Raw genomic sequence first — 22,220 nt, 5'->3', positions numbered from 1 at the left:
GGGACCATCCATGAACCTCACCAATTTCCGCTTCGAGACCGATGCCGACGGCATCGCGACCGCGACCTGGGACATGCCGGGCCGCTCGATGAACGTCATCACGCCCGAGCTCATGGCCGAGATCGACCAGATCATCGACACGGTCGCCTCGACCGAAGCCATCAAGGGCTGCGTCATCACCTCCGGCAAGGAGGCCTTCTCCGGCGGTGCCGACCTGACCATGCTGCAGGGCCTGCGCGACCTCTACATCCGCCTGACGAAGGAGAAGGGCGAGCAGGTCGCGATGCAGAGCTTCTTCGACGAGAGCCGCAAGCTCTCGCTGCTCTACCGCAAGCTCGAGACCTGCGGGAAACCCTTTGCCGCCGCGATCCATGGCGTCTGCCTCGGCGGCGCCTTCGAACTCGCGCTCGCCTGCCAGTATCGCGTCGTCTCCGACGATGCCGCGACCCGCGTCGGCCTGCCCGAGATCAAGGTTGGGCTGTTTCCGGGCGCTGGCGGCACCCAGCGCGTCGCCCGCCTGATGCAGACCGGCGACGCCCTGCAGATGATGTTCAAGGGCGAGCAGGTGAAGGCCCTGCCCGCGCGCAACACCGGCCTCGTCCACGCGGTCGTCCCGCGCGATCAGCTCGTGGCCAACGCCAAGGAGTGGCTCAAGGCCAACCCGACCGCGACCGCGCCCTGGGACCAGAAGGGCTTCAAGCTGCCCTCCAACAAGGTCTATTCGCCGGCCGGCATGCAGATTTGGCCGCCCGCCAACGCGATCTATCGCCGCGAGACCAACGACAATTACCCGGCCGCCCGCGCGATCCTGAGCGCGGTCTATGAGGGGCTGCAGCTCCCGATCGATCTCGGGTTGAAAGTCGAGAGCCGCTACTTCGCCAAGATCCTGCGGACGAAGGAGGCGGCCTCGATGATCCGCTCGCTCTTCGTCTCGATGCAGGAGCTCAACAAGGGCGCGCGCCGTCCCGCCGATATCCCGCCGAGCAAGCTGAAGAAGGTCGGCGTCGTCGGCGCCGGCTTCATGGGCGCCGGCATCGCCTATGTCACGGCGCAGGCAGGCCTCGAGGTCGTACTGGTCGATCGCGACCAGGAGGCTGCCGACAAGGGCAAGGCCTATTCGCACAAGCTCGTCTCCGACCAGATCATGAAGGGTCGCGCCAAGACCGCCGACCGCGACGCGCTGCTCTCCCGCATCACGGCGACCGCCGACTACGCTGCGTTGAAGGGCTGCGACCTCGTGGTCGAGGCCGTGTTCGAGGATCCCAAGGTCAAGGCCGAGGTCATCGCGAAGGTCGAGGCCGCCGTGGGCCCCAAGACCATCTTCGGCTCCAACACCTCGACGCTGCCGATCACCGGGCTGGCCACCACGAGCCAGCGGCCGCAGAACTTCATCGGCATCCACTTCTTCTCGCCGGTCGAGAAGATGCTTCTGGTCGAGGTCATCATGGCCAAGAAGACCGGCAAGAAGGCGCTCGCCATGGCGCTCGACTTCGTTCGCGCCATCAAGAAGACGCCGATCGTCGTCAACGACACGCGCGGCTTCTATGCCAACCGCTGCGTCGGCAATTATCTGCGCGAAGGCCATCTCATGCTGATGGAGGGCGTGCCGCCGGCGATGATCGAGGCAGCCGGCAAGCAGGCCGGCATGCCGGTCGGCCCGCTCTCGCTCAATGACGAGGTCGCGGTCGATCTCGCCTTCAAGGTGCTCAAGGCGACCAAGGTCCAGCTCGGCGAGGACGCCGTCGATCCGGCGCAGGAGAAGCTGCTTTCCGACATGGTCGAGAAGCACGGGCGCCTCGGCCGCAAGAACAAGAAGGGCTTCTACGACTATCCGGAAGCGGGCCCCAAGCGCCTCTGGCCGGGGCTGGCCGATCTCGTCGGCAAGCGGCTCGCACCGGACCAGGTCGACATGCAGGAACTGAAGCACCGCCTGCTGGTCACGCAGGCGCTGGAGGCGGCCCGCACCTATGAAGAGGGCGTCGTCACCGATCCGCGCGAGGCCGATGTCGGCTCGATCATCGGTTTCGGCTTCGCGCCCTACAGCGGCGGTACGCTCTCCTTCATCGACAATATGGGCGCCGCCGCCTTCGTGAAGCTCTGCGAAAGCCTGGCGAAAAAGCATGGCGAGCGCTTCAAGCCCAACCGCCAGCTCAAGCGCATGGCCAAGACCGGCGAGAGCTATTACGGCGCCGCCGCCGCCAAGGCCGCCGCCAAGGCCGCCTGAGGCGGCCTTGGCGATCCGGCCGATCCTCCGATTCCCCGATCCGCGCCTGCGCGCGGTCGCGGAGCCGGTCGAGCGCTTCGATGCGGATCTGCGGCAGCTCGCCGCCGATCTGCTGGAGACGATGCGCGCCGCGCCCGGCGTCGGCATCACCGCGCCCCATATCGGCGTATCCCTGCGGCTCGTCGTGCTGGAGCTGACGCCGGGCGACGTCCGGACCTACGTCAATCCGCAGATCCTCTGGGCCTCGCCGGACACCGCCCGCGCCACCGAGGGCAGTGTCTCGATGCCTGGCGTCACCGAGGAGGTCGAGCGGCCGGCGAAAGTCCGCCTCAGTTGGCGCGATCTCGACGGCGGCGCCCATGAGGAAGAGGCCGAAGGCTTCCTCGCCACCTGCCACCAGCACGAGATCGATCAGCTCGACGGCCTCTTCTGGCTCCAGCGCCTGTCGCGGCTCAAGCGCGAGCGCGTGATCGCGCGGTACGGGAAGCTGGAGCGGGGGTAGGGGCCTCTGAGCCCCCGGCGCTGCCCGTCATTACGAGGAGCGCGAGCGACGAAACAATCCAGGAGACGTAGGGCGCAGCAGCGACGGCATCGGGATCACGGAACGAAATCCTCATAGAGATCGCGCCATCCGGCATTGCTGACCTCGATCAGGGCCAGCTTCCGGATCCGCGAACCGGCTTTGATCTGCTTTTCGCGTGAGATCGCGTCATCCATGCGATCATGATGCTCATACCAGACCAGAAACCGGCAGCCATACCGCTTGGCAAAGCCGGCAACGCGGCCGGTTCTGTGTTGCCATGCGCGCTCGCGGATGTTGGAGGTCACGCCGACATAGAGAGTGCCGTTGCGCCCGCTCGCCATGATGTAGACGACCGGCTGCCGCATTCCCCTGCGCCTCGCGCATTCGGCCCTATGTGACGAATGCGGTCGCTGAACCGGATGGGGCAGGCGTCCAGCCTGTCCCCCCTGGATTGCTTCGCTGCGCTTGCAATGACGGGAGGTGTCCTACCCCGCCACGGCCCTGATCACCCGGCGCGTCTTCTCGACGATCTCGCCGATCTGGTCTTCGGTCACGATCAGCGGCGGGGTCAGCGCGATCGTGTCGCCGGTGATGCGGATCATCAGCCCCTCCTCGTGGAAGGCGTGCTCCATCGCGGCATAGCCGCGCTTGCCGACGCCCTCGGGCCGCGAGGCCAGGTCGATTCCGGCGACGAGCCCGAGCGTGCGGATGTCGAGCACGTTGGGCTCCTCCTTCAGCTCCATGATCGCATCGGCCCAGAGCGGCTCCAGCGTCTTGGCCCGCTCGAACAGCCCCTCGTCGCGATAGATGTCGAGCGTCGCCAGCGAGGCCGCCGCCGCCAGCGGATGGCCCGAATAAGTGTAGCCGTGGAACAGCTCGATGGCGTTGTCGGGGCCGTTCATGAAGGCGTCGAAGATCGGCTTGCGCACGATCACCCCGCCCATCGGCACGGTGCCCGAGGTCACGCCCTTGGCGAAGGTGATCATGTCGGGGACGACGCCGTAGCGCTCGGCCGCGAAGGCGAAGCCCAGCCGGCCGAAGCCCGAGATGACCTCGTCGAAGATCAAGAGGATGCCGTGCTTCGTGCAGATCTCGCGCAGGCGCTGGAGATAGCCCTTGGGCGGAGGCAGCACGCCGGTCGAGCCCGCCATCGGCTCGACCATCACGGCGGCGATGGTCGAGGCGTCGTGCAGGGTGACGATCCGCTCGAGCTCGTCGGCGAAATGCGCGCCGTATTCCGGCTCGCCCTTGGTGAAGCGCTGCTTCTCGCGGTCATAGGTCGCAGGCATGTGATCGGAGCCGGCCAGGAGCGAGCCGAAGAACTTGCGGTTCGAGACGATGCCGCCGACCGAGATGCCGCCGAAGCCGACGCCGTGATAGCCGCGCTCGCGCCCGATCAGCCGGGTCTTGGAGCCCTTGCCGGTCACGTTCCAGTAGGCGATCGCGATCTTCAGCGCCGTGTCGGCGGCCTCCGAGCCCGAGCCGGCGAAGAAGACGTGGTCGAGATCGCCCGGCGCCAGCGCCGCGATGCGCGCGGCCGCGGCGAAGACCTTGGGATGGCCGAACTGGAAATTCGGGGCGAAATCGAGCTCCTCGGCCTGGGCCTGGATCGCCTCGATGATCGGCCGGCGCTTGTGGCCGGCATTGCAGCACCAGAGGCCGGCCGTGCCGTCCATCACCGGCTTGCCCTCGGGGGTGTAGTAGTACATCCCCTCCGCCCGGGAGATCATACGTGGCCGCTGCTTGAACGCCCGGTTCGCCGTGAACGGCATCCAGAAGGCATCGAGATCGTTGGGGCTCGCGATGGTGGAGGAGGCTGCGGTCATCGGAGGATCCTGTGATTAACAATAACTCAACCTAACAGCACGATCCGGGCTGTAAATTGCAAGCGAGACGCGGCATCCCTGCGTGGCCGTGAGAGCGGGGGCCGATCGCGGTGCGGGGTGACCCAACGTCGCTTTTGCTGTATTCGGACGAAGGGGCGTAAACTGAACCGGACCCCCATGACTGATTCTGGCGCAGGATTAGAGCCTCTGGACGGCGAACCCGCCGCGGACATCCGCGCCGGGCTCGCCCGGATCCTTGCATCCGATGCGTTTCGCGCTGCGCCGCAGCTGTCGGCGTTCCTGGCGTTCATCGTCGAGCGGGCCGTGGCGGGCCGCGGCGCCGAGCTGAAGGGCTACACGATCGCGGTCGAGGCGTTCGGCCGGTCGACGGACTTCGATCCCCAGTCCGACCCGATCGTGCGCGTCGAGGCGGGCCGCCTCCGTCGGGCCCTCGCGCAGTATTACGCCGGTGACGGCATCGCCGATCCCGTGAGGATCACGATTCCGGTCGGGGCCTATGTCCCGGCCTTCGAGCGGGTGGAAGTCGTCCCAGCGAGGCAGTCCAGCTCGTTGCAGCCATCCGGAGAAGCGCCAGCGGGGCAGCTGCAGCAGGCGACGTCGCTGGGCTCGCCACCGGAAGACGAGGGTCTGGAGCGCCGCAGGGCGCGGCGCTGGCCGCTCGTCGCGGGCCTTGCCCTTTGCGCGGCGCTGCTCGCGCTGGTCGCCTGGCATGGCGGCATCGTCGGGCGCGAGCCCGGCGCGGTGGTCGCGACCGACCAGCTTCCGGCGGCTCCTTCCCTTGCCTCGTCGTCGCCCGCAGCCGCGGTCTCCATGCGGGGCGTGCAGACGGAGACGCTCCTCCTGGCCGTGACGGTGCAGGACCTGCGGGCCAATCCGGCGCTTTCCGATGATGCGCGCCGCTTTGCCACCTTCCTAGTCGACGCCCTGTCCCGCTTCGACGATTTGCTGACGGTCAAGGTGCCTTCGCCGGGCCAGGCCGTGCCCGGGGGCGCCGATTACGTTTTTGAACTGATGGCTCAGCCGGTTCCGGGCGGCACGGAAGGCTTCGGCAGGCTCCGTTCCGTGCGCGACGGGCGCATCGTCTGGTCGGTGTCGTCGGGCAGGCCGATCAACGCCGACCAGAGCGATCTGCCGGACATCGCCCGGCGCCTGGCGACGCGACTGGCGGAGCCCTTCGGGATCATTCACGCCGATGTCCGGCAATACGGGGCGCCCGAGCCGATGCGCTGCGTCTACGAGGCGATCGACGTGCGCCGGACCATGGTCACGGAGGCGCATCTCTCGGCGCGGCGCTGCCTGGAGGATCTCGTCGCACGAGATCCGACCTTTTATCCGGCCTGGGCCCAACTCGCTGTGCTCTACACCTTCGAGCACAGCTTCGGCTTCAATCCGCTGCCGGAGCCGCTCGAGCGGGCTCTGACCGCCGCGCTCACCGCCGTTCGGCTGGCGCCCTCGAGCGCGCGGGCGCAGCAATCGCTGATGGCGGCCCTGTTCAAGCGCGGCGCCATCGACGAGGCGATCAAGGCCGGCCTCGTCTCGTTGGCCCGTAACCCCTACGACCCGGACATCATGGCCACGCTGGGCGCGCGCTACATCCAGATGAACCGCCCGGCCGAGGGCCTGCCCTTGCTGGAGAAAGCGATCGCGCTCAGCGCCGGTCGCCCTCCCTCCTATGATTTTTTTGCGCTTCTGGGCGCTCATCTGCTCGGCGCTCGCCAGGTGTCGCGCGCGCATGGTGAGTTCCTCGGCGGCGGCGCGAACCCCTTCACCCTGCTCGGCCGTGCCATCCGGGCCGTCCAGACAGGCAACGAGGAAGAGCGGGTCCAGGCGATTTCGGCTCTGTGCGAGCTGTTCCCGATTTTCCATGCGCAGCCGCGCCTGTGGCTGATGCGCCGGGGTTTCGGCGCCGAGGTGGCCGACCGCATCGTCAAGGACATCGGCCTCGCCGGACATTAGAGGGCGCCGGCAGGGTCTGCTCGTGGTCACGGCCGGGCTTCGAGCCCGCCAAAACCGGCGCAAGCTCGCTTGCGGGCGGGCGGAAGGGTAGTGTTGTCGCAGTGGTGTGATTCGCCGTCCGTCCCGACCAACCCCTTGCGCGATCGCTGCCTTGGCCCGTTTCCGACCGAACGCCCTGCATCCTCTCGCCAGCGCCGTCACCGGGCTGGCCGCGGGCGCGGTCTTGACGCTGCTGTGGCCGGTGCCTCTGGGAGCCGCGCTCGGTCTCGTCCTGGTCGGTCTCGGCGCGATGGGCGCGATCTGGCAGGCCGAGCGGCGGTCGCTCGCGCAGCGGGAGCAGGTGCTCGCCGCCGTCGGCGAAGTGAAGGTCCGCCTCGCCACCAACGCGATCCGGCTCGACGCCCTGTCGAAGCGCGTCGAGCAGATGCCGATGCGTGATGCCGATGCGGCGCCCGCGCGGGCCGCGATCAATGAACTGACGGCGGAGGTCGGCCTGCTCGGCGATCTCATCCATCAGGTCGCGACCACGCTCGCCGATCACGACGCGACCCTGGCGACGCTGCAGTCGCGGACGTCGCCCGCGGCGGCGTCCGAGGGTCAACCCGTGGCTGCCCCGCCGGTGGTGGTGGACCCGGAAGCCGCCCGCCAGGAGCGGCTGCGGGTGGTCGCCGCCGAACGCGCCGAAGCGGCGAAGCTGGCCGAGGAGCGCGCCGCCGCCGAGCAGGCCTCCGTCATCAGCGCGGCGCTGTCGGAGGGGCGGGTCGAGGTCCATCTGCAGCCGATCGTGCAACTCCCGCAGCGCCGCACCCGCGGCTACGAGGCGCTGGTGCGCCTGCGAATAGACGAGAACACGCTGCTCCTCCCGCATGAATTCATCCCGGTGATCGAGGAGCGCGGCTTTGGGCCGACCCTCGACGCGCTCGTCCTGACACGCGCTTTGGCGATCGCGCGCCATCTCGGTGCCAAGCCCGGCGAACTCTTCGTCTCCTGCAACTTCAGCACGGCGACCTGGAACTCCTCGAAGGCGCTGGCGACGCTGTCGCGCATCCTCGACAAATACCGCGAGCACACCGGCCATCTCGTCGTCGAGATGCCGCAGAAGGTCTTCCGCGGGCTCGATCCGACCAGCCTCGGCCTGCTCGGCGCCATGTCGGCGAACGGCGTCCGCTTCGCGCTCGACGAACTGGCCGATCTCCGGCTCGATCCCGTCGCGTTGTTCGACCGCGGCATCCGCTTCGTGAAGGCGCCCGCAGCCCTGCTGATGGAGCAGGCCGAAAGTCAGAGCGCCGACATCGCCCCGGCCGATCTCGCCGCGCTGCTGGCGCGCGCCTCGGTGGTGCTGATCGCGGACCAGGTCGGAGACGACCCGACGGTCGCCGACATGATCGATCTCGGCGTCACAATGGGGCAGGGCCTGGTCTTCTCGCCGCCCCGGCCGGTAAAGCCGGATGTCTTTGCCGAGCCGGCACCGGCCGCCGCTGCCGTCGCTGCTCACGAGCCGTCGCTCGCCATCGTCGCCGAGCCTCGGACGGCCGAGGTGGTCGGCTATCCGGTGCCCGCGCCAGCGTCGCCTCCGGAAGCGCCTCCGGAACGGCAGTCCTTCCGCTCGGTCCTGCGCCGCGCGACCGCCTGATCGGGCTACGGGCGCGCCCGACCTCCCGTTTTCGGCAGGCTTCCATCCCGTCGCCCGGGGTGCGGGGCGCTCCGCGATGCTGTAGAGCGGCCGCATTCGACAGGGAGTGACCCGACGTGCCGCCGACCCAGACCGCCTCCACCCTCGCGCTTCCAGGCTTTGCCAGCATCGCCGATCGGTTCGATCTCTGCCTCTGCGACGTCTGGGGCGTGGTCCATAACGGTGTCGCCGCCTTTGCCGAGGCGGTGGCGGCGCTGGTCGCGATGCGCGAACGCGGGATCGTCGTGGTGCTCGTGACCAATGCGCCGCGCCCCGCTGCCGTCATCGAGCAGCAGCTTGATGGTTTCGGCGTGCCCCGCTCCGCCTGGGACGCGATCGTCACCTCCGGCGATGTCTGCCGGTCGCTGATCGCGGCGCGCGCCGGACAGCCGATGTTCAGGCTGGGGCCGGAGCGCGACCGGCCGCTGGTCGCCGGGCTCGACGCGCCCGAGGTCGCGCCGGAGCAGGCCAGCTACGTCCTCTGCACCGGGCTCCTCGACGACGAGACCGATACGGCGGAGACCTATGCCGATCTGCTGGCTGGCTTTGCCGCGCGCGGCCTCGAGATGATCTGCGCCAATCCCGACCTCGTCGTCGAGCGCGGCGGCAGGATCGTGCCCTGCGCCGGCTCGGTCGCGCTCGCCTATGAGGAAATCGGCGGCCGGGCGATCTATGCCGGAAAGCCGCATGCGCCGATCTACACCGCCGCGCTGGCACTGGCCGAGGCGAGGCTCGGCCGGGAGATCGCACGCGAGCGGATCTGCGGCATCGGCGATGCGATCCGGACCGACATCGCCGGTGCGGAAGCCTTCGGCATCACGGGCATCATGGTGCTGGCCGGCATCCATGCGCAGGATCTGATGGAAGCGTCCTGGGACGAGCGCCATGGCTGGTTCGGGCGGCAGAGCCACCGCCCGGCCTATGCACTGCCGCATCTGGTCTGGTGAGGCGGTCGGCGCGGGCTGACGCCCGGCGTGGGATCAGCCCGTGCAGACGGACTCGATCTTCGAGCGGAGGGTCTGCGCGTTGAACGGCTTCACGATGTAGTTGTTCACGCCCGCCTTCTTGGCGGCGATGACGTTCTCGGTGCGCGATTCCGCCGTGACCATGATGAAGGGGGTCGCCGCCAGCGCGTGCTCCTCGCGCACGCGCTGCAGCAGTTCGAAGCCGGTCATCGGCTCCATGTTCCAGTCCGAGATCACCAGGCCATACTGCTTGTCGCGCATCTTCGCGATCGCCGCCTGCCCGTCCGATGCATCATCGACATTCTCGAAACCGAGCTGCTTCAACAGGTTGCGGATGATCCGGACCATCGTCTGGTAGTCGTCGACCACCAGAATGGGCATGGACGGGTCTAGAGCCATAAGGGTGCTCCAAGCAAACGGTGACGGCGCGGCAAGCCGCGCCACGCCGCTTCAATCGCGGCGGCAGTGATCGGTTCCAAGGGATAACGCTCCGGTATTTCAAAGCCGTTAATCCAATGCGCAAGCGACGTAGCGTCATCGTTCCCCTGCCGTGCAGCCACCAAAGTCCTATGGCCGGGCTGCCGTTGCTGTGACACGGTTCGAGGCAGCATTTTCGACCCCCTTCCGCAGGCCTCGCGGCCGCGTCCGGAGCCGAGGCCCGCAAGCGATGACCAGCGCCTTGTACACCGTCCACGCTTTCGAGGACCTGACCATCGGCATGAGCCAGAGCCTCATGCGGACGGTGATGGAGCGCGATGTCTCGCTCTTCGCCGACCTTTCGGGCGACGCCAACCCGATCCATCTCTGCGACCGTTACGCCGCCAACACGAAATTCGGCCAGCGCATCGCCCATGGCATGCTCACCGCGAGCCTGGTCTCGGCGCTGCTCGGCACCAGGCTGCCGGGGCCGGGTGCGGTCTATCTGTCGCAGACGCTGACTTTCCTCGCGCCCGTCAAGATCGGGGATGTCGTCACCGCCCGCGTCGAGGTGATGGAACTGGTGGCGGAGCGTCGCCGCGCGCGGCTGTTCTGCGAATGCCTCGTCGACGGCAAGGCCGTGCTCGAGGGCGAGGCCTGGGTCGCTCTGCCGCCGGCCCACCCGCGAAGTTGATCATGCCGCCGGCAGGACGGTCCCCATCGGCGCGGCCGGCTTGACGCCTCGGCGCGCCTGCACAATGACGGGCACGCCCGGCATCGTGCCCGGGCGACGGGACCCCCGCCGCCGATGACCTCCTCCGCCGACACGCATGCCAGCTTCGTGATCGACCTCGACAAGCCCGTACCGGCCTCGCTGCGCGGCTGCGTCCTCGCTCTCGGGAATTTCGACGGCGTCCATCGCGGCCATGCCGAGCTGGCGCGTGAGGCGGTGGAGTTGGCGCAGCAGCTGGGCCGGCGGCCGGCTGCGCTGACCTTCGAGCCCCATCCCCGCAGCGTCTTCCGGCCGGAGGAACCGGTCTTCCGGCTGACGCCCCCGGCAGTGAAAACGGAACTGCTCGGCGGGCTCGGCCTGCCGCTGACCTTCGTCCTGCCCTTCAACCGCGACATCGCCGCGATCCGGGCCGAGGCTTTCATCGACGATTTGCTGCTCGGCCGGCTCGGCGCCGCCGGCCTCGTCTGCGGCTATGATTTCCATTTCGGCCTGGGCCGGGCCGGTTCGCCCGAGCTTCTGCAGGAGCACTGCGAGGGCGAGGGTGTCCCCGTCGTCGTCGTTCCGCCTTTCGCCTTGGGCGGCGAGGCCGTGTCCTCGACGCTGATCCGCACCGCGCTGGAGCGGGGCGACGTCGCCCGCGCGGCCGGTCTCCTCGGCCGGCCCTGGTTCGTCCGCGGGGTCGTCGCCCATGGCGACAAGCGCGGCCGCGATCTCGGCTACCCCACCGCCAACCTTCATCTGGCCCGCGACTGCCGGCTGAAATACGGCATCTACGCCGTCAGGATGAAGATCGACGGCATCTGGCATGACGGCGTCGCGAGCTTCGGCAGCCGCCCGACCTTCGACGATGGCGCGCCGCGGCTCGAAACCTTCGTCTTCGATTTTTCAGGCGATCTCTATGGCCGGCAGGTCGACGTCGCGCTCGTCGCCTGGCTGCGCGGCGAGGCGAAGTTCGACTCGCTTCCGGCCCTGATCGCGCAGATGGACGAAGACAGCGCCCGCGCCCGCGAGATCCTCACCGCGACGCCGCCCTTCCTTCTTTGAGGGGGCTTTGCTAGAGCAGCCACGACGTTCCACCACGCGCGGTCATCCTGGGCGACCGGAGGGAGACCCGGGATCCCTTTCGGAACCTGTCCGATGATCGCTGCGGAATGGATCCTGGCTCTTCGCTTCGCTTCGACCGGGATGACCCGGGCGGTTCCGGCGTCGAGAAATCTGGTCTAGAAGCTGCCGATGGTCATGCTGCCTATGTGCCTTCTCCGGCGAATTACAGGCCCGGCTGCCGCCTCGCGCTGAGCGCGGGCGCCTGCGCAGTCCGGGTTGAAGACCGCTTTTCCCGTTTCCAGAGGATCAGCGCGGCCACCGCCGCCGCCTGTCCCAGTGCCCGAGCCGGACCATGACCGACAAGACCGCCGACAAGACCGACGCGACAGACTATTCCCAGACGCTGTTCCTGCCCCAGACCGAGTTCCCGATGCGGGCCGGCCTGCCGCAGCGCGAGCCCGAGCTGCTGGCGCGCTGGGCGAAGATCGACCTCTACCGCAAGCTGCGCGAGGCCGGCAAAGGCCGCGACCGTTTCGTCCTGCATGACGGCCCCCCCTACGCCAACGGCAACATCCATATCGGCCATGCGCTCAACAAGGTCCTGAAGGACCTCGTCACGCGCTCGCAGCAGATGCTGGGTTTCGACTCCAACTACGTCCCGGGCTGGGACTGCCACGGCCTGCCGATCGAGTGGAAGATCGAGGAGCAGTATCGCGCCAAGGGGCTGAACAAGGACGACGTGCCGGTCGTCGAATTCCGCAAGGAATGCCGCGCCTTCGCCGAGCACTGGGTCTCGGTCCAGCGCGAGGAGTTCAAGCGGCTCGGCGTCGAGGGCGACTGGGACGATCCCTATCTGACCATGGCCTACCCGGCTGAAGCGCAGATCGCCCGCGAGATCATGAAGTTCGCCGAGACCGGCCAGCTCTATCGCGGCTCCAAGCCGGTGATGTGGTCGGTGGTCGAGAAGACCGCGCTCGCCGAGGCCGAGGTCGAGTACGAGGAACATGTCAGCGACACGGTGTTCGTGGCGTTTCCGCTTGATCGAGAGAAGCCGCCGATCGTCGGCCCATTCGTAACCGCCCCAGAACAATCAGCTGTAGCGGCGCTTGATGTGTTGATGGGGGCCGCGGTTGTCATCTGGACGACCACCCCTTGGACGATGCCTGGCAACCGCGCGATCTCGTTCAACCACAAGATCGCCTATGGCCTCTATCGCGTCACCGCCGCGCCCGAGAACAACTGGGCCAAGGTCGGCGCGACCTACATCCTCGCCAAGAACCTGGCCGAAAGCGTCTTCAAGGCGGCCAAGGTCGAGGCCTTCGAACTCGTCATGGACGTGCCGGCAGACCAACTCGCCGGCCTCACCGCAGCCCACCCCCTTCGCGGCCACGGCTACGACTTCGATGTCCCCCTCCTCGACGGCGACCATGTCACCGACGATGCCGGCACCGGCTTCGTCCACACCGCGCCCGGCCATGGCCGCGAGGACTTCGACGTCTGGATGAGCAATGGCCGCATGCTGGCCGAGCGCGGCATCGAGACCCGCATCCCCTACACCGTCGATGCCGATGGCCGCTTCACCAGGGACGCGCCGGGCTTCGAGGGCGCGCAGGTCATCACCGACACCGGCGAGAAGGGCAACGCCAACGAGGTCGTCATCAAGGCGCTCGCGGCGTCCGGCAATCTCGTCGCGCGCGGCCGGCTCAAGCACCAGTATCCCCATAGCTGGCGCTCGAAGAAGCCGGTGATCTTCCGCAACACGCCGCAATGGTTCATCGCGATGGACAAGGCGGTCGACACGCTCGGCAACTGCACCCTGCGCGAGGTCGCGCTCGGCGCGATCAAGGACACGCAGTGGGTTCCCGCCGCCGGCGAGAACCGCATCAACGGCATGATCGCGAACCGCCCCGACTGGGTGGTCTCGCGCCAGCGCGCCTGGGGCGTGCCGATCACCGTCTTCGTCGAGAAGGAGACCAAGGAGATCCTGGTCGATGCCAGGGTCAACGCGGCCATCGCCGAGGCCTTCGAGGCGGAAGGCGCCGACGCCTGGTTCACCGACACCGACGGCGCGCGCTTCCTGAAGCCCTTCGGCTACGATCCGGCGAGTTACGAGCGCGTCACCGACGTGCTCGACGTCTGGTTCGATTCAGGCTCGACCCATGCCTTCACGCTCGAGAAGCGGGCCGATCTGCGCGCGCGTCGCCGCGGCGACGGCGGCAATGACCGGGTGTTGTATCTCGAAGGCTCGGACCAGCATCGCGGCTGGTTCCACTCCTCGCTGCTCGAAAGCTGCGGCACGCGCGGCCGCGCGCCCTACGACATCGTGCTGACGCACGGCTTCTGCCTCGACGAGAAGGGCGAGAAGATGTCGAAGTCCAAGGGCAACGTCACCGCGCCCCAGGACATCATCAAGGATTCGGGCGCCGACATCCTGCGCCTCTGGGTCGCGGCGGCGGACTATTCCGACGATCTGCGCATCGGCAAGGAGATCCTCAAGACCTTCGTCGAGACCTATCGGAAACTCCGCAACACGATGCGCTGGATGCTCGGCACGCTCGCCCATTTCAGCGAGGACACCCGCGTCTCCGAAATCCAGACCATGCCCGAGCTGGAGCGGCTGATGCTGCACCGGCTGGCCGAGATCGGCCCGCAAGTCGAGGAGGCCTATCGCACCTATGACTACAAGAAGGTCGTGACGCTGCTCTCGCAGTTCATGAACACCGAGCTCTCGGCCTTCTATTTCGACGTCCGCAAGGACGCGCTCTATTGCGATCCGCTCTCCAGCCATGTCCGCAAGAGCGCGCTCACCGTCGTCGACCATCTCTTCCGCTGCCTGACGACCTGGCTCGCGCCGATCCTGGTCTTCACCGCCGAGGAAGCCTGGCTGGAACGCTACCCCGAGCAGAAGACGCTGGACGGCTCGGTCCATCTCGAACTCTTCGCGCAGGCCCCGGCCGCCTGGCTCGATCCGGAACTGGCCGAGCGCTGGAGCAAGATCCGCAAGGTCCGTCGCGTCGTCACCGGTGCGCTGGAACTGGAGCGTGCGGCCAAGCGCCTCGGCTCGTCGCTGGAAGCGGCGCCGCAGGTCTTCGTCTCCGATCCGGACCTGCTTGCGGCCCTGTCGGGGGCCGATCTCGCCGAGATCAGCATCACCTCCGCCATCCGCGTCGAGAGCGGGGAGGGGCCCACGGACGCCGTCCGCCTGCCCGACGTTCCCGGCGTCGCGGTCGTCCCGCATCGCGCCGACGGCGTCAAATGCGCGCGCTCCTGGAAATATTTCGACCCCGCGACGGCCGATCCGGCCTATCCCGCGGTGACGCCGCGTGACGCCAAGGCGCTGCGCGAACTGGGCCGGGGCGCCGCGTGACGCCCGCCCGTCGCCTCGGCCTCGCCATCGTCCTGGTCGTCTTCCTCGTCGACCAGACGCTGAAGCTCTGGCTGCTCTTCGGGCTGCGCCTGGCGGAGACGGGGCCCTATGCGGTCACGCCCTTCATGGACATCGTGCTCGCCTGGAATCGCGGCATCTCCTACGGGCTGTTCCAGCAGCACAGCGACATCGGCCGCTGGGGCCTCGTCGTCATCTCGATCGCAGCCGCGATCTGGCTCGGGCGCTGGATGTGGCGCGAGCCGCGGGCACTCACCGTCGCGAGCCTCGCCCTCATCGTCGGCGGCGCGCTCGGCAACGGGGTCGATCGCGCGGTCTATGGGGCGGTCGTGGACTTCGTCCACCTGCATTGGGGCAGCTTCAGCTGGTACATCTTCAACGTTGCCGATGCCGCCATCGTTGTCGGGGTGGCCGGGCTGTTGTATGAGTCCTTCCGGCCGGCGGCCGAAAATACGGCCTGAACCCGGCCCCGCCATCGTTTTGCCGTTCGTTTGCGGTTTGAGACGGGGAAGCAATATCCCCGAGGGAGGTTTGACATGGCGCATCGCATCCGCGTGACGCATCTGCTGCTGGCCGGAGGCCTCGTCCTGGCGGCCCAGCCGGCGCTGGCCCAGGAAGGCATGCTCTTCAAGAACCTGATGGAAGGTGTGATCGGCGGCCGTTCGGGCGACGACATCGAATACCGCCAGCGCCCGCCGCTGGTCGTTCCCCCGAATTCGACCCTGCCGCGCCCGCAGGCGCCGGCGAGCACCCGTAATGCCGCCTGGCCCAACGATCCCGACGTCGCCGCCCGCCGCGCCGAGGCGGAAGCCTCGCGCGTTCCGGTGTTCAACCCGAACTGGCGCAACAACCCGGTGCTGAGCCAGGAAGAGCTGCGCCGCGGCCGCACGACCCGCGACGCCGGCCGCCCGGTGATCGCCGAGGACCACAACAACTACAACAACCAGATTGCTCCGATCCGGGTCGGCCGCGAACTCGCCAGCCGCCAGAACCAGACCGCGCTCGACCAGCTGACCTATGGCTCCGAGCCGCCGCGCCGCACGCTGGCGGAGCCGCCGGTCGGTTATCGCCTTCCCGCGGGTTCGGCGCCGCTCGGCCCGGGCCAGGGCGGCCCGCAGGAAGATCGTCAGGCTGTCGGCCAGCGCGAATTCCTCACCGGCCAGATCCCGATGCAGTGAGGCGCGATGCCGAAGCCGTGAGCGCGCGACGCTGCGGCTTCGGGGCAGCGCTTGCGCACTGGCGTTCCGCGCCGTCAACGCCTAAGTGCCGGAAGAGGCGGTGCACCGGTCGACGGTCGCGCCGCCGCGTTGACCGCTGCACGCGGCGCGAGCGCGCTGCATCATGGAGACGGCCCAGGTGAACATGCATGCGCAGCCGATGAAGGCCGCCCAGCCGGTGGAATCCTTTCGTTTGGCCAATGGACTCGACGTCGTGGTGGTGCCCGACCGGCGCGCGCCCGTCGTCACCCACATGGTCTGGTATCGCAACGGCTCGGCCGACGATCCGGCCGGCAAGTCCGGCATCGCCCATTTCCTCGAGCATCTGATGTTCAAGGGCACGGCGAAATGGCCGGCGGGCGAATTCTCCAAGATCGTCGCAGGCCTCGGCGGCCAGGAGAACGCCTTCACCTCCTTCGACTACACCGCCTATTTCCAGCGCGTGCCGAAGGAGCATCTCCGCGCCATGATGGATTACGAGGCCGACCGGATGACCGGGCTGGCCTTCGACGAAAGCGTCGTCGGTCCCGAGCGCGACGTGGTGCTGGAAGAGCGCAAGATGCGCGTCGATGCAGACCCCGCCGCCCAGCTCGGCGAGGAGTTCTCGGCCGCACTCTTCGTGCATCATCCCTACGGCACCCCGATCATCGGCTGGGAGCACGAGATCGAGGGCCTGAACCGGGACGACGCCTTCGCCTATTACCAGCGCTTCTACACGCCGGAGAACGCGATCCTCGTCGTCGCCGGCGACACCGACGCCGCCACCGTCCGCCGCCTCGCGGAAGAAACCTATGGTGTCATTCCCGCCCGCGGCCAGGCGCCTGTCCGCAAGCGCCCGGCCGAGCCCGATCCGCGCGCCGCGCGCCGGGTCTCGCTGAGCGACCCGCGTGTGCGCCAGCCCTCGCTGCGGCGCGGCTGGCTGACGCCGACCTATCTCAGCGGCGACCCGGGCGAAGTCTTTGCGCTCGAGCTTCTGGCTGAGATCCTCGGCGGCGGCACCACCTCGCGGCTCTATCGCCGCCTCTGCGTCGAGGCCGATCTGGCCTCCGGCGCCAGCGCCTATTTCATGGGCTCGATGGTCGACCGCGCCGCCTTCCAGCTCTCGGTCAGCCCGCGCCCCGGTGTCGAGATGGCCGCGCTGGAAGCCGGCCTCGACGCCGCGCTCGAAGCCTTCCTCAGCGAGGGGCCGAGCGAGCTCGAACTCGCCCGCGCCCGCACCCGCCTCGTCGCCGAGACGGTCTTCGCCCGCGACAGCCAGTCCTCGCTCGCCCGCATCTTCGGGGCGTCGCTGGCCGTGGGCGAGACGGTGGAGGACGTGCTGGCCTGGCCAGCGCGCATCGAGGCCGTCCCGCGCGAGGCCGTTCTGGAGGCCGCGCGGCGCTATCTGCGGCCCGACCGCGGCGTCACCGGCCTGCTCCTCCCCGCCGCCTGATCCGTCCTCCTCCCGCACGGGGCCGCAGCCCGGCCCGAGCCAGGACATGACATGAACGCTCCGATTCCCGTTGCCGCCACCAGCCTCGCCGGCCCTTCCGTGCCGGTCCGGAAGGTCCGCTCGCCTGCCGGCGTCGAGGCCTGGCTGGTCGAGGAACACAGCCTGCCGCTGATCGCGGTCGAATTCGCCTTCGACGGCGGCGCCACGCGCGATCCCGAGAACGCCGCCGGCAGCGCCTATCTCGTCTCCGGCCTGCTCGACGAGGGCGCAGGCGATCTCGACGCTGAGGCCTTTCAGGGCAAGCTCGCCGACCACGCCATCAGCCTTGGCTTCGATGCGCGCCGCGACGATTTCCACGGCCATCTCCAGACGCTGTCGAGCCACCGCGACACCGCCTTTGAGCTGCTGGCGTTGTCGCTGAACGCCCCGCGCTTCGACGAAGACGCAGTCGCACGCGTGAAGGGCCAGGTGATCTCCGGGCTGCAGCGCCAGGCCCAGAACCCCGAAACCCTCTGCCGCAACGCGCTCTACGCCGCCGCCTTCCCGGGACATCCCTATGGCCGGCCCGAGAAGGGCGATGTCGACAGCGTCTCGCGGCTGGAGGCCGACGCGCTGAAGGGGCTGTCGCGCAATCTGCTCACCCGCGCCGGCCTGAAGATCGTCGTCGTCGGCGACATTACCGCAGACGAACTCGCTCGCCGGCTCGACCAGATCTTCGGCGCGCTGCCGCAAGGCCTGCCGCGCGCGCAGCCGGGCGAGGCTTTGCCGATCCAGGGACTCGGCCAGACCCATGTCATCGATCTCGACGTGCCGCAGACCGTGCTGCGCTTCGTCGGCCCCGGCCTGATGCGGCATGATCCCGATTTCATCGCCGGCAGCGTGCTCAACCACATCCTCGGCGGCTCGGCCTTTACCTCCCGGCTCTTCATGGAGGTCCGCGAAAAGCGCGGCCTCGCCTATGGCGTCTCCTCCAGCCTGCTGCCGCTGCGCCAGGGCGCCATGCTGGTCGGCGGCACCGCGACCAAGAACGAGCGCGCCGCCGAATCGATGAGCGTGATCCGCGAGGAGATGGCCAAGCTCGCGCATGAGGGCCCGAGCGAGCACGAGGTCGAGGAGGCCAAGCGCTACATCATCGGCTCCTACCCCTTGCGCTTCGACACCTCGCCCAAGATCGCCTCGGAACTGCTCGGCCTCGCCGTCAACGGCTTCGAGCCCGAGTTCCTCGCTGAGCGCAACCGTCTCTTCGCCGCGGTGACGCTGGCCGACGTCAAGCGCGTCGCGCAGCGCCTCTTCGGCGACCCGCGCCTGCTGGTCCAGGCGGTGGGCCGGCCCGTCGGGCTGGTGTGAGTTCGCAGACGAGGCCGGCCCAGTAGCGCTCCTCCCCTCCCCACAAGGGGGAAGGGTTGCCCGCGCCCGTTCGGTGCCGCTCGCGAATCCGATTTGGGCATGACCCGCCCCCATCCACTATCCTGCCGCAACGCTGCTCCCCGATTCGCCGCGCCGCCCGCCGCTCCGGAACCCGCATGCCCGTCCGCCGCCTCGATCCCGTCCTGGTCGACCGCATCGCCGCCGGCGAGGTGATCGAGCGGCCGGCTGCGGCGGTGAAGGAGCTGGTCGAGAACGCCATCGACGCCGGCGCCCGCTCCATCGCGGTCACGATCCGGGCCGGCGGGCGCGAGCTCATCCGCGTGGTCGATGATGGCGCGGGCATGACGCCCGAGGATCTCGCACTCGCCGTCGAGCGCCACGCCACCTCCAAGCTGCCCGATGGCGACCTCTTTGCGATCCAGTCGCTCGGCTTCCGCGGCGAGGCGCTGCCCTCGATCGGCTCGGTCGCGCGGCTCTCGATCGCGACTCGGCGTCATGATGCGCCCCAGGGCGCCGGCCTCGTCGTCGAGGCCGGCGAGAAGGGCGTGGTGCGTCCCGTCGCGGCGGCCCCCGGCACCCGCATCGAAGTCAGCGATCTCTTCGCCTTCACACCCGCCCGGCTGAAATTCCTCAAGAGCGACCGGGCCGAGGCACAGGCCGTCTCGGAGATGCTGCGGCGCCTCGCCATCGCCCATCCCGCGATCCGCTTCTCGCTGGAAGGCGAACATGTCTCGCCCTTCGACTGGCCGGCCGAGGCCAAATCCGTTGCAGATCTTGGCGAGGAGGGGCAGCTGCGTCGGCTCGGCCGCGCGCTCGGCCGCGACTTCCCCGAAAACGCGCTGCGGCTCGACGCGGCGCGCGAGGGCGTCCATGTCACCGGCTTCGCCGGATTGCCGACCTTCCATCGCGGCACCTCGGCCGGTGTGCATCTGGCCGTCAACGGCCGGCCCGTGCGCGACAAGCTGCTGCTCTCGGCGGTGCGCGGCGCCTATGCCGATGTCGTGCCCTCTGACCGTCATCCGGTGCTGTTCCTCGACGTCGCCTGCGATCCGCGCGCCGTCGACGTCAACGTCCATCCGGCCAAGAGCGAGGTCCGCTTCCGCGATCCGCAGCTGGTCCGCGGTCTCGTCGTCTCCGGGCTGAAGGCGGCGCTGGCGGAAGCCGGCCATCGCGCCACCACGACCGGCGGCGCCCGCACGCTGGAGGCCTTCCGCGCGGTCTTCGCCGGCACCGGCAACAGCGCGTCGCCTTTGCGCCCGACACTGCCCGAGACCCCGGCCTGGGGCGCGCCCGTCGCCGGCTTCGACGCCCGCCCGCAGCAGGGCTTTGCGGGATTCGACGCCTCCTCGGCCGACGCCCGCGCCCATCTCGCGGAGCCCGCGCCGGATGCGCTGGACCGGCCGCTCGGCACGGCCCGGGCCCAGCTCCACGAGACCTATATCGTCGCCCAGACGCGCGAGGGCGTCGTCATCGTCGACCAGCATGCCGCCCATGAGCGTCTCGTCTATGAGCGCCTCAAGGCCGAGCGCGCCCGCAGCGGCATCGCCACGCAGCCTCTGCTCCTGCCGGAGGTGGTCGAACTCGCCCCCGTCGACGCCGACCGGCTGAACGTGGCGAGCGAGGATCTGGCGACGCTGGGTTTGAGGCTGGAGCCCTTCGGGCCGGGTGCGGTGCTGGTCCGCGAGGCGCCCCAGCAACTCGCCGGCGGCAACCTCCAGAAGCTCGTCCGCGACGTCGCCGACGCGCTGGCCGAGCATGGAACCGCCGGTTCGCTCGAACGCCGCCTCGACCATGTCCTGGCGACGATGGCCTGCCACAACTCCGTCCGCGCCGGCCGTCGGCTCCGTCCCGAGGAGATGGACGCGCTGCTGCGCGAAATGGAGGTCACGCCCAATTCCGGCCAGTGCAACCATGGCCGCCCGACCTATGTCGAACTCAAGCTCGCCGATATCGAGAAGCTGTTCGGGCGGCGGTAAGGGGGGCGCCTCAGGTCGGCCGATAGACCCCGTTGTCCAGATTGATGAGTGTCATGCCGGCGTCTCCGCATTGCGGTCCCCATTTGGAGTCGGCGATGTCCTGGATCTCGCGGCGGGCGGCGGGATAGTCGACCGCGAGATTGGCCCGCGCCGCAGTGAGTCGCACTTGCATGTTGGGATGGCCGAAGAGCTTCATGAGGATGCGGCGCTGATCCCCGGGACGCGATTTCAGCTCGTCTTCGATCGCCTGGATTCGATCATATCGCCGGTTGAAAGCCGCGTACTCCTGGCGATCGAGAGCGTCGTACTGTTCGACGCACAGCTTCTCAAAGCGGGCGAGGAGCTCGCTGTCCGGCAAGCAGCTCAGCTTCGTGCCACGCCTTATCGAGTCCTCCTTCGGGTCAGGTCGGCCGATAGACCCCGTTGTCCAGATTGATGAGGGTCATGCCGGCATCGAGACATTGCGGCCCCCATTTGGAGTCGGCGATGTCCTGGATCTCGCGGCGGGCGGCGAGATAGTCGACCGCGAGATTGGCTTTAGCTGCTGAGAGCCGAACCTGCATGTTCGCGTGGCCGAAGAAGCGCCGAAGAAGGCGGCGTTGATCCCCGGGGCGGGATTTCAGTTCCATTTCCAAGGCATGAATGCGCCAGACGAGGCGGTTGACGCGCCCCCGTTCTTCGCGATCCATGGCGTCGTACTGCTCGATGCAGAGCTGTTCGAAGCGCCGGACTATGTCCTCGTCGGACAACACGCTCAGATCTTCGTGGCCCTTCATCAGGCCTCCTGGTTGACCTCAGCTCGGCCGATAAATCCCGTTGTCCAGATTAATGAGGGTCATGCCGGCATCGAGACATTGCGCTTCCCATTTGGAGTTGGCGATATCCTGAATCTCGCGACGGGCAGCCGGGTAGTCGATCGCGAGATTGGCGTGTGCTGCTGAGAGCCGAACCTGCATGTTCGAGTGGCCGAAGAAGCGTCGAAGAAGGCGGCGTTGATCACCGGGGCGCGATTTCAACTCCATGACGAGATGGTGGATGCGCCAGACGAGGCGGTTGACGCGTCCCAGTTCTTCACGATCCATGGCGTCGTACTGCTCGATGCAGAGTTGCTCGAAACGCTTGACGATCTCCTCGTTGGATAGCGCACTCAAATCTTCGTGGCGCTTCATCAGACCTCCTGGTTGACCTCAACTCGGCCGATAAATCCCATTGTCCAGATTGATGAGGGTCATGCCGGCATCGAGACATTGCGGCCCCCATTTGGAGTCGGCGATGTCCTGAATCTCACTGCGGGCGGCGGGATAGTCGACCGCGAGATTGGCCCGCGCCGCAGTGAGTCTCACTTGCATGTTGGGATGGCCAAAGAGCTTCATGAGGATGCGGCGCTGATCCCCGGGACGCGATTTCAGCTCGTCTTCGATCGCCTGGATTCGATCATATCGCCGGTTGAAAGCCGCGTAC

The 22,220-nt window shown here is 68.2% G+C and carries 20 protein-coding genes; 13 read left to right on the top strand and 7 right to left on the bottom strand.

The window, feature by feature from the left end; translation table 11 throughout:
- Positions 1-10: 10 nt before the first annotated feature.
- Positions 11-2,224 (top strand): FAD-dependent oxidoreductase, encoded by a 2,214-nt coding sequence (locus Q8M82_RS06925; RefSeq protein ID WP_305690643.1) that lies wholly within the window; start codon positions 11-13, stop codon positions 2,222-2,224.
- A 7-nt stretch (positions 2,225-2,231) separates the two neighbouring features.
- Entirely contained in the window at positions 2,232-2,726 is a 495-nt protein-coding gene (locus Q8M82_RS06920; RefSeq protein WP_305690642.1) for a peptide deformylase, read from the top strand.
- Between the two features lie 95 nt (positions 2,727-2,821).
- Here Q8M82_RS06920 and Q8M82_RS06915 read toward each other — a convergent pair whose 3' ends face one another.
- Positions 2,822-3,112 (bottom strand): GIY-YIG nuclease family protein, encoded by a 291-nt coding sequence (locus tag Q8M82_RS06915; RefSeq protein ID WP_305690641.1) that lies wholly within the window; start codon positions 3,110-3,112, stop codon positions 2,822-2,824.
- A gap of 120 nt (positions 3,113-3,232) precedes the next feature.
- On the bottom strand, positions 3,233-4,573 hold the full coding sequence (aptA, locus tag Q8M82_RS06910; RefSeq protein ID WP_305690640.1) for an omega-aminotransferase AptA: 1,341 nt from the start codon (positions 4,571-4,573) through the stop codon (positions 3,233-3,235).
- Between the two features lie 117 nt (positions 4,574-4,690).
- Here aptA and Q8M82_RS06905 point away from each other — a divergent pair, with 117 nt between their 5' ends.
- The 3 genes from Q8M82_RS06905 to Q8M82_RS06895 all read left to right on the top strand — a co-directional run bounded on the left by Q8M82_RS06905 (position 4,691) and on the right by Q8M82_RS06895 (position 9,169).
- Positions 4,691-6,550 (top strand): hypothetical protein, encoded by a 1,860-nt coding sequence (locus tag Q8M82_RS06905; RefSeq protein WP_305690639.1) that lies wholly within the window; start codon positions 4,691-4,693, stop codon positions 6,548-6,550.
- Between the two features lie 151 nt (positions 6,551-6,701).
- Positions 6,702-8,183, top strand: coding sequence for an EAL domain-containing protein (locus tag Q8M82_RS06900; protein ID WP_305690638.1), 1,482 nt, complete (start codon positions 6,702-6,704; stop codon positions 8,181-8,183).
- Positions 8,184-8,299: 116 nt separating this feature from the next.
- A complete protein-coding gene (locus Q8M82_RS06895) occupies positions 8,300-9,169 on the top strand; it encodes a TIGR01459 family HAD-type hydrolase (protein ID WP_305690637.1) in 870 nt (289 codons plus the stop codon).
- A gap of 33 nt (positions 9,170-9,202) precedes the next feature.
- On the opposite strand, the gene Q8M82_RS06890 is transcribed toward Q8M82_RS06895, so the two are convergent.
- Positions 9,203-9,586, bottom strand: coding sequence for a response regulator (locus Q8M82_RS06890; protein WP_305690636.1), 384 nt, complete (start codon positions 9,584-9,586; stop codon positions 9,203-9,205).
- Between the two features lie 268 nt (positions 9,587-9,854).
- Between Q8M82_RS06890 and Q8M82_RS06885 the strand changes: the two genes are divergently transcribed.
- From Q8M82_RS06885 to mutL, 8 genes are all read left to right on the top strand, one after another.
- Positions 9,855-10,298, top strand: a complete 444-nt coding sequence (locus Q8M82_RS06885; protein ID WP_305690635.1) for a MaoC family dehydratase — start codon at positions 9,855-9,857, stop codon at positions 10,296-10,298.
- Positions 10,299-10,412: 114 nt separating this feature from the next.
- A complete protein-coding gene (locus Q8M82_RS06880; RefSeq protein WP_305690634.1) occupies positions 10,413-11,381 on the top strand; it encodes a bifunctional riboflavin kinase/FAD synthetase in 969 nt (322 codons plus the stop codon).
- Between the two features lie 352 nt (positions 11,382-11,733).
- A complete protein-coding gene (ileS, locus tag Q8M82_RS06875; protein ID WP_305690633.1) occupies positions 11,734-14,748 on the top strand; it encodes an isoleucine--tRNA ligase in 3,015 nt (1,004 codons plus the stop codon).
- Complete coding sequence (lspA, locus tag Q8M82_RS06870; RefSeq protein ID WP_305690632.1) at positions 14,745-15,227, top strand: signal peptidase II; 483 nt, start codon at positions 14,745-14,747, stop codon at positions 15,225-15,227. Before ileS ends, lspA begins: the two co-directional genes overlap by 4 nt.
- 75 nt (positions 15,228-15,302) lie before the next feature.
- Positions 15,303-15,944, top strand: a complete 642-nt coding sequence (locus tag Q8M82_RS06865) for a hypothetical protein (protein WP_305690631.1) — start codon at positions 15,303-15,305, stop codon at positions 15,942-15,944.
- Positions 15,945-16,107: 163 nt separating this feature from the next.
- A complete protein-coding gene (locus tag Q8M82_RS06860) occupies positions 16,108-17,415 on the top strand; it encodes a M16 family metallopeptidase (RefSeq protein WP_305690630.1) in 1,308 nt (435 codons plus the stop codon).
- A 51-nt stretch (positions 17,416-17,466) separates the two neighbouring features.
- The gene (locus Q8M82_RS06855) at positions 17,467-18,762 is read left to right on the top strand and encodes a M16 family metallopeptidase (RefSeq protein ID WP_305690629.1); all 1,296 of its coding nucleotides are present in this window, start codon (positions 17,467-17,469) and stop codon (positions 18,760-18,762) included.
- A 176-nt stretch (positions 18,763-18,938) separates the two neighbouring features.
- The gene (mutL, locus tag Q8M82_RS06850; RefSeq protein ID WP_305690628.1) at positions 18,939-20,759 is read left to right on the top strand and encodes a DNA mismatch repair endonuclease MutL; all 1,821 of its coding nucleotides are present in this window, start codon (positions 18,939-18,941) and stop codon (positions 20,757-20,759) included.
- A gap of 10 nt (positions 20,760-20,769) precedes the next feature.
- On the opposite strand, the gene Q8M82_RS06845 is transcribed toward mutL, so the two are convergent.
- The 4 genes from Q8M82_RS06845 to Q8M82_RS06830 all read right to left on the bottom strand — a co-directional run.
- Positions 20,770-21,117 (bottom strand): DUF2019 domain-containing protein, encoded by a 348-nt coding sequence (locus Q8M82_RS06845; protein ID WP_305690627.1) that lies wholly within the window; start codon positions 21,115-21,117, stop codon positions 20,770-20,772.
- A gap of 43 nt (positions 21,118-21,160) precedes the next feature.
- Positions 21,161-21,535: a DUF2019 domain-containing protein gene (locus tag Q8M82_RS06840; protein WP_305690626.1), complete on the bottom strand. Its 375-nt coding sequence runs from the start codon at positions 21,533-21,535 to the stop codon at positions 21,161-21,163.
- 18 nt (positions 21,536-21,553) lie between these two features.
- Positions 21,554-21,928 (bottom strand): DUF2019 domain-containing protein, encoded by a 375-nt coding sequence (locus Q8M82_RS06835; RefSeq protein ID WP_305690625.1) that lies wholly within the window; start codon positions 21,926-21,928, stop codon positions 21,554-21,556.
- A gap of 18 nt (positions 21,929-21,946) precedes the next feature.
- Positions 21,947-22,220, bottom strand: a 274-nt coding sequence (locus Q8M82_RS06830; protein WP_305690624.1) for a DUF2019 domain-containing protein, incomplete at its 5' end; no start/stop codon positions are given.

The organism is Allobosea sp., assembly GCF_030694325.1.
Taxonomy (GTDB): domain Bacteria; phylum Pseudomonadota; class Alphaproteobacteria; order Rhizobiales; family Beijerinckiaceae; genus Allobosea.
The sequence above is the reverse complement of the archived record's forward strand: the minus strand, read 5'-3'. Positions and strand labels throughout refer to the sequence as shown.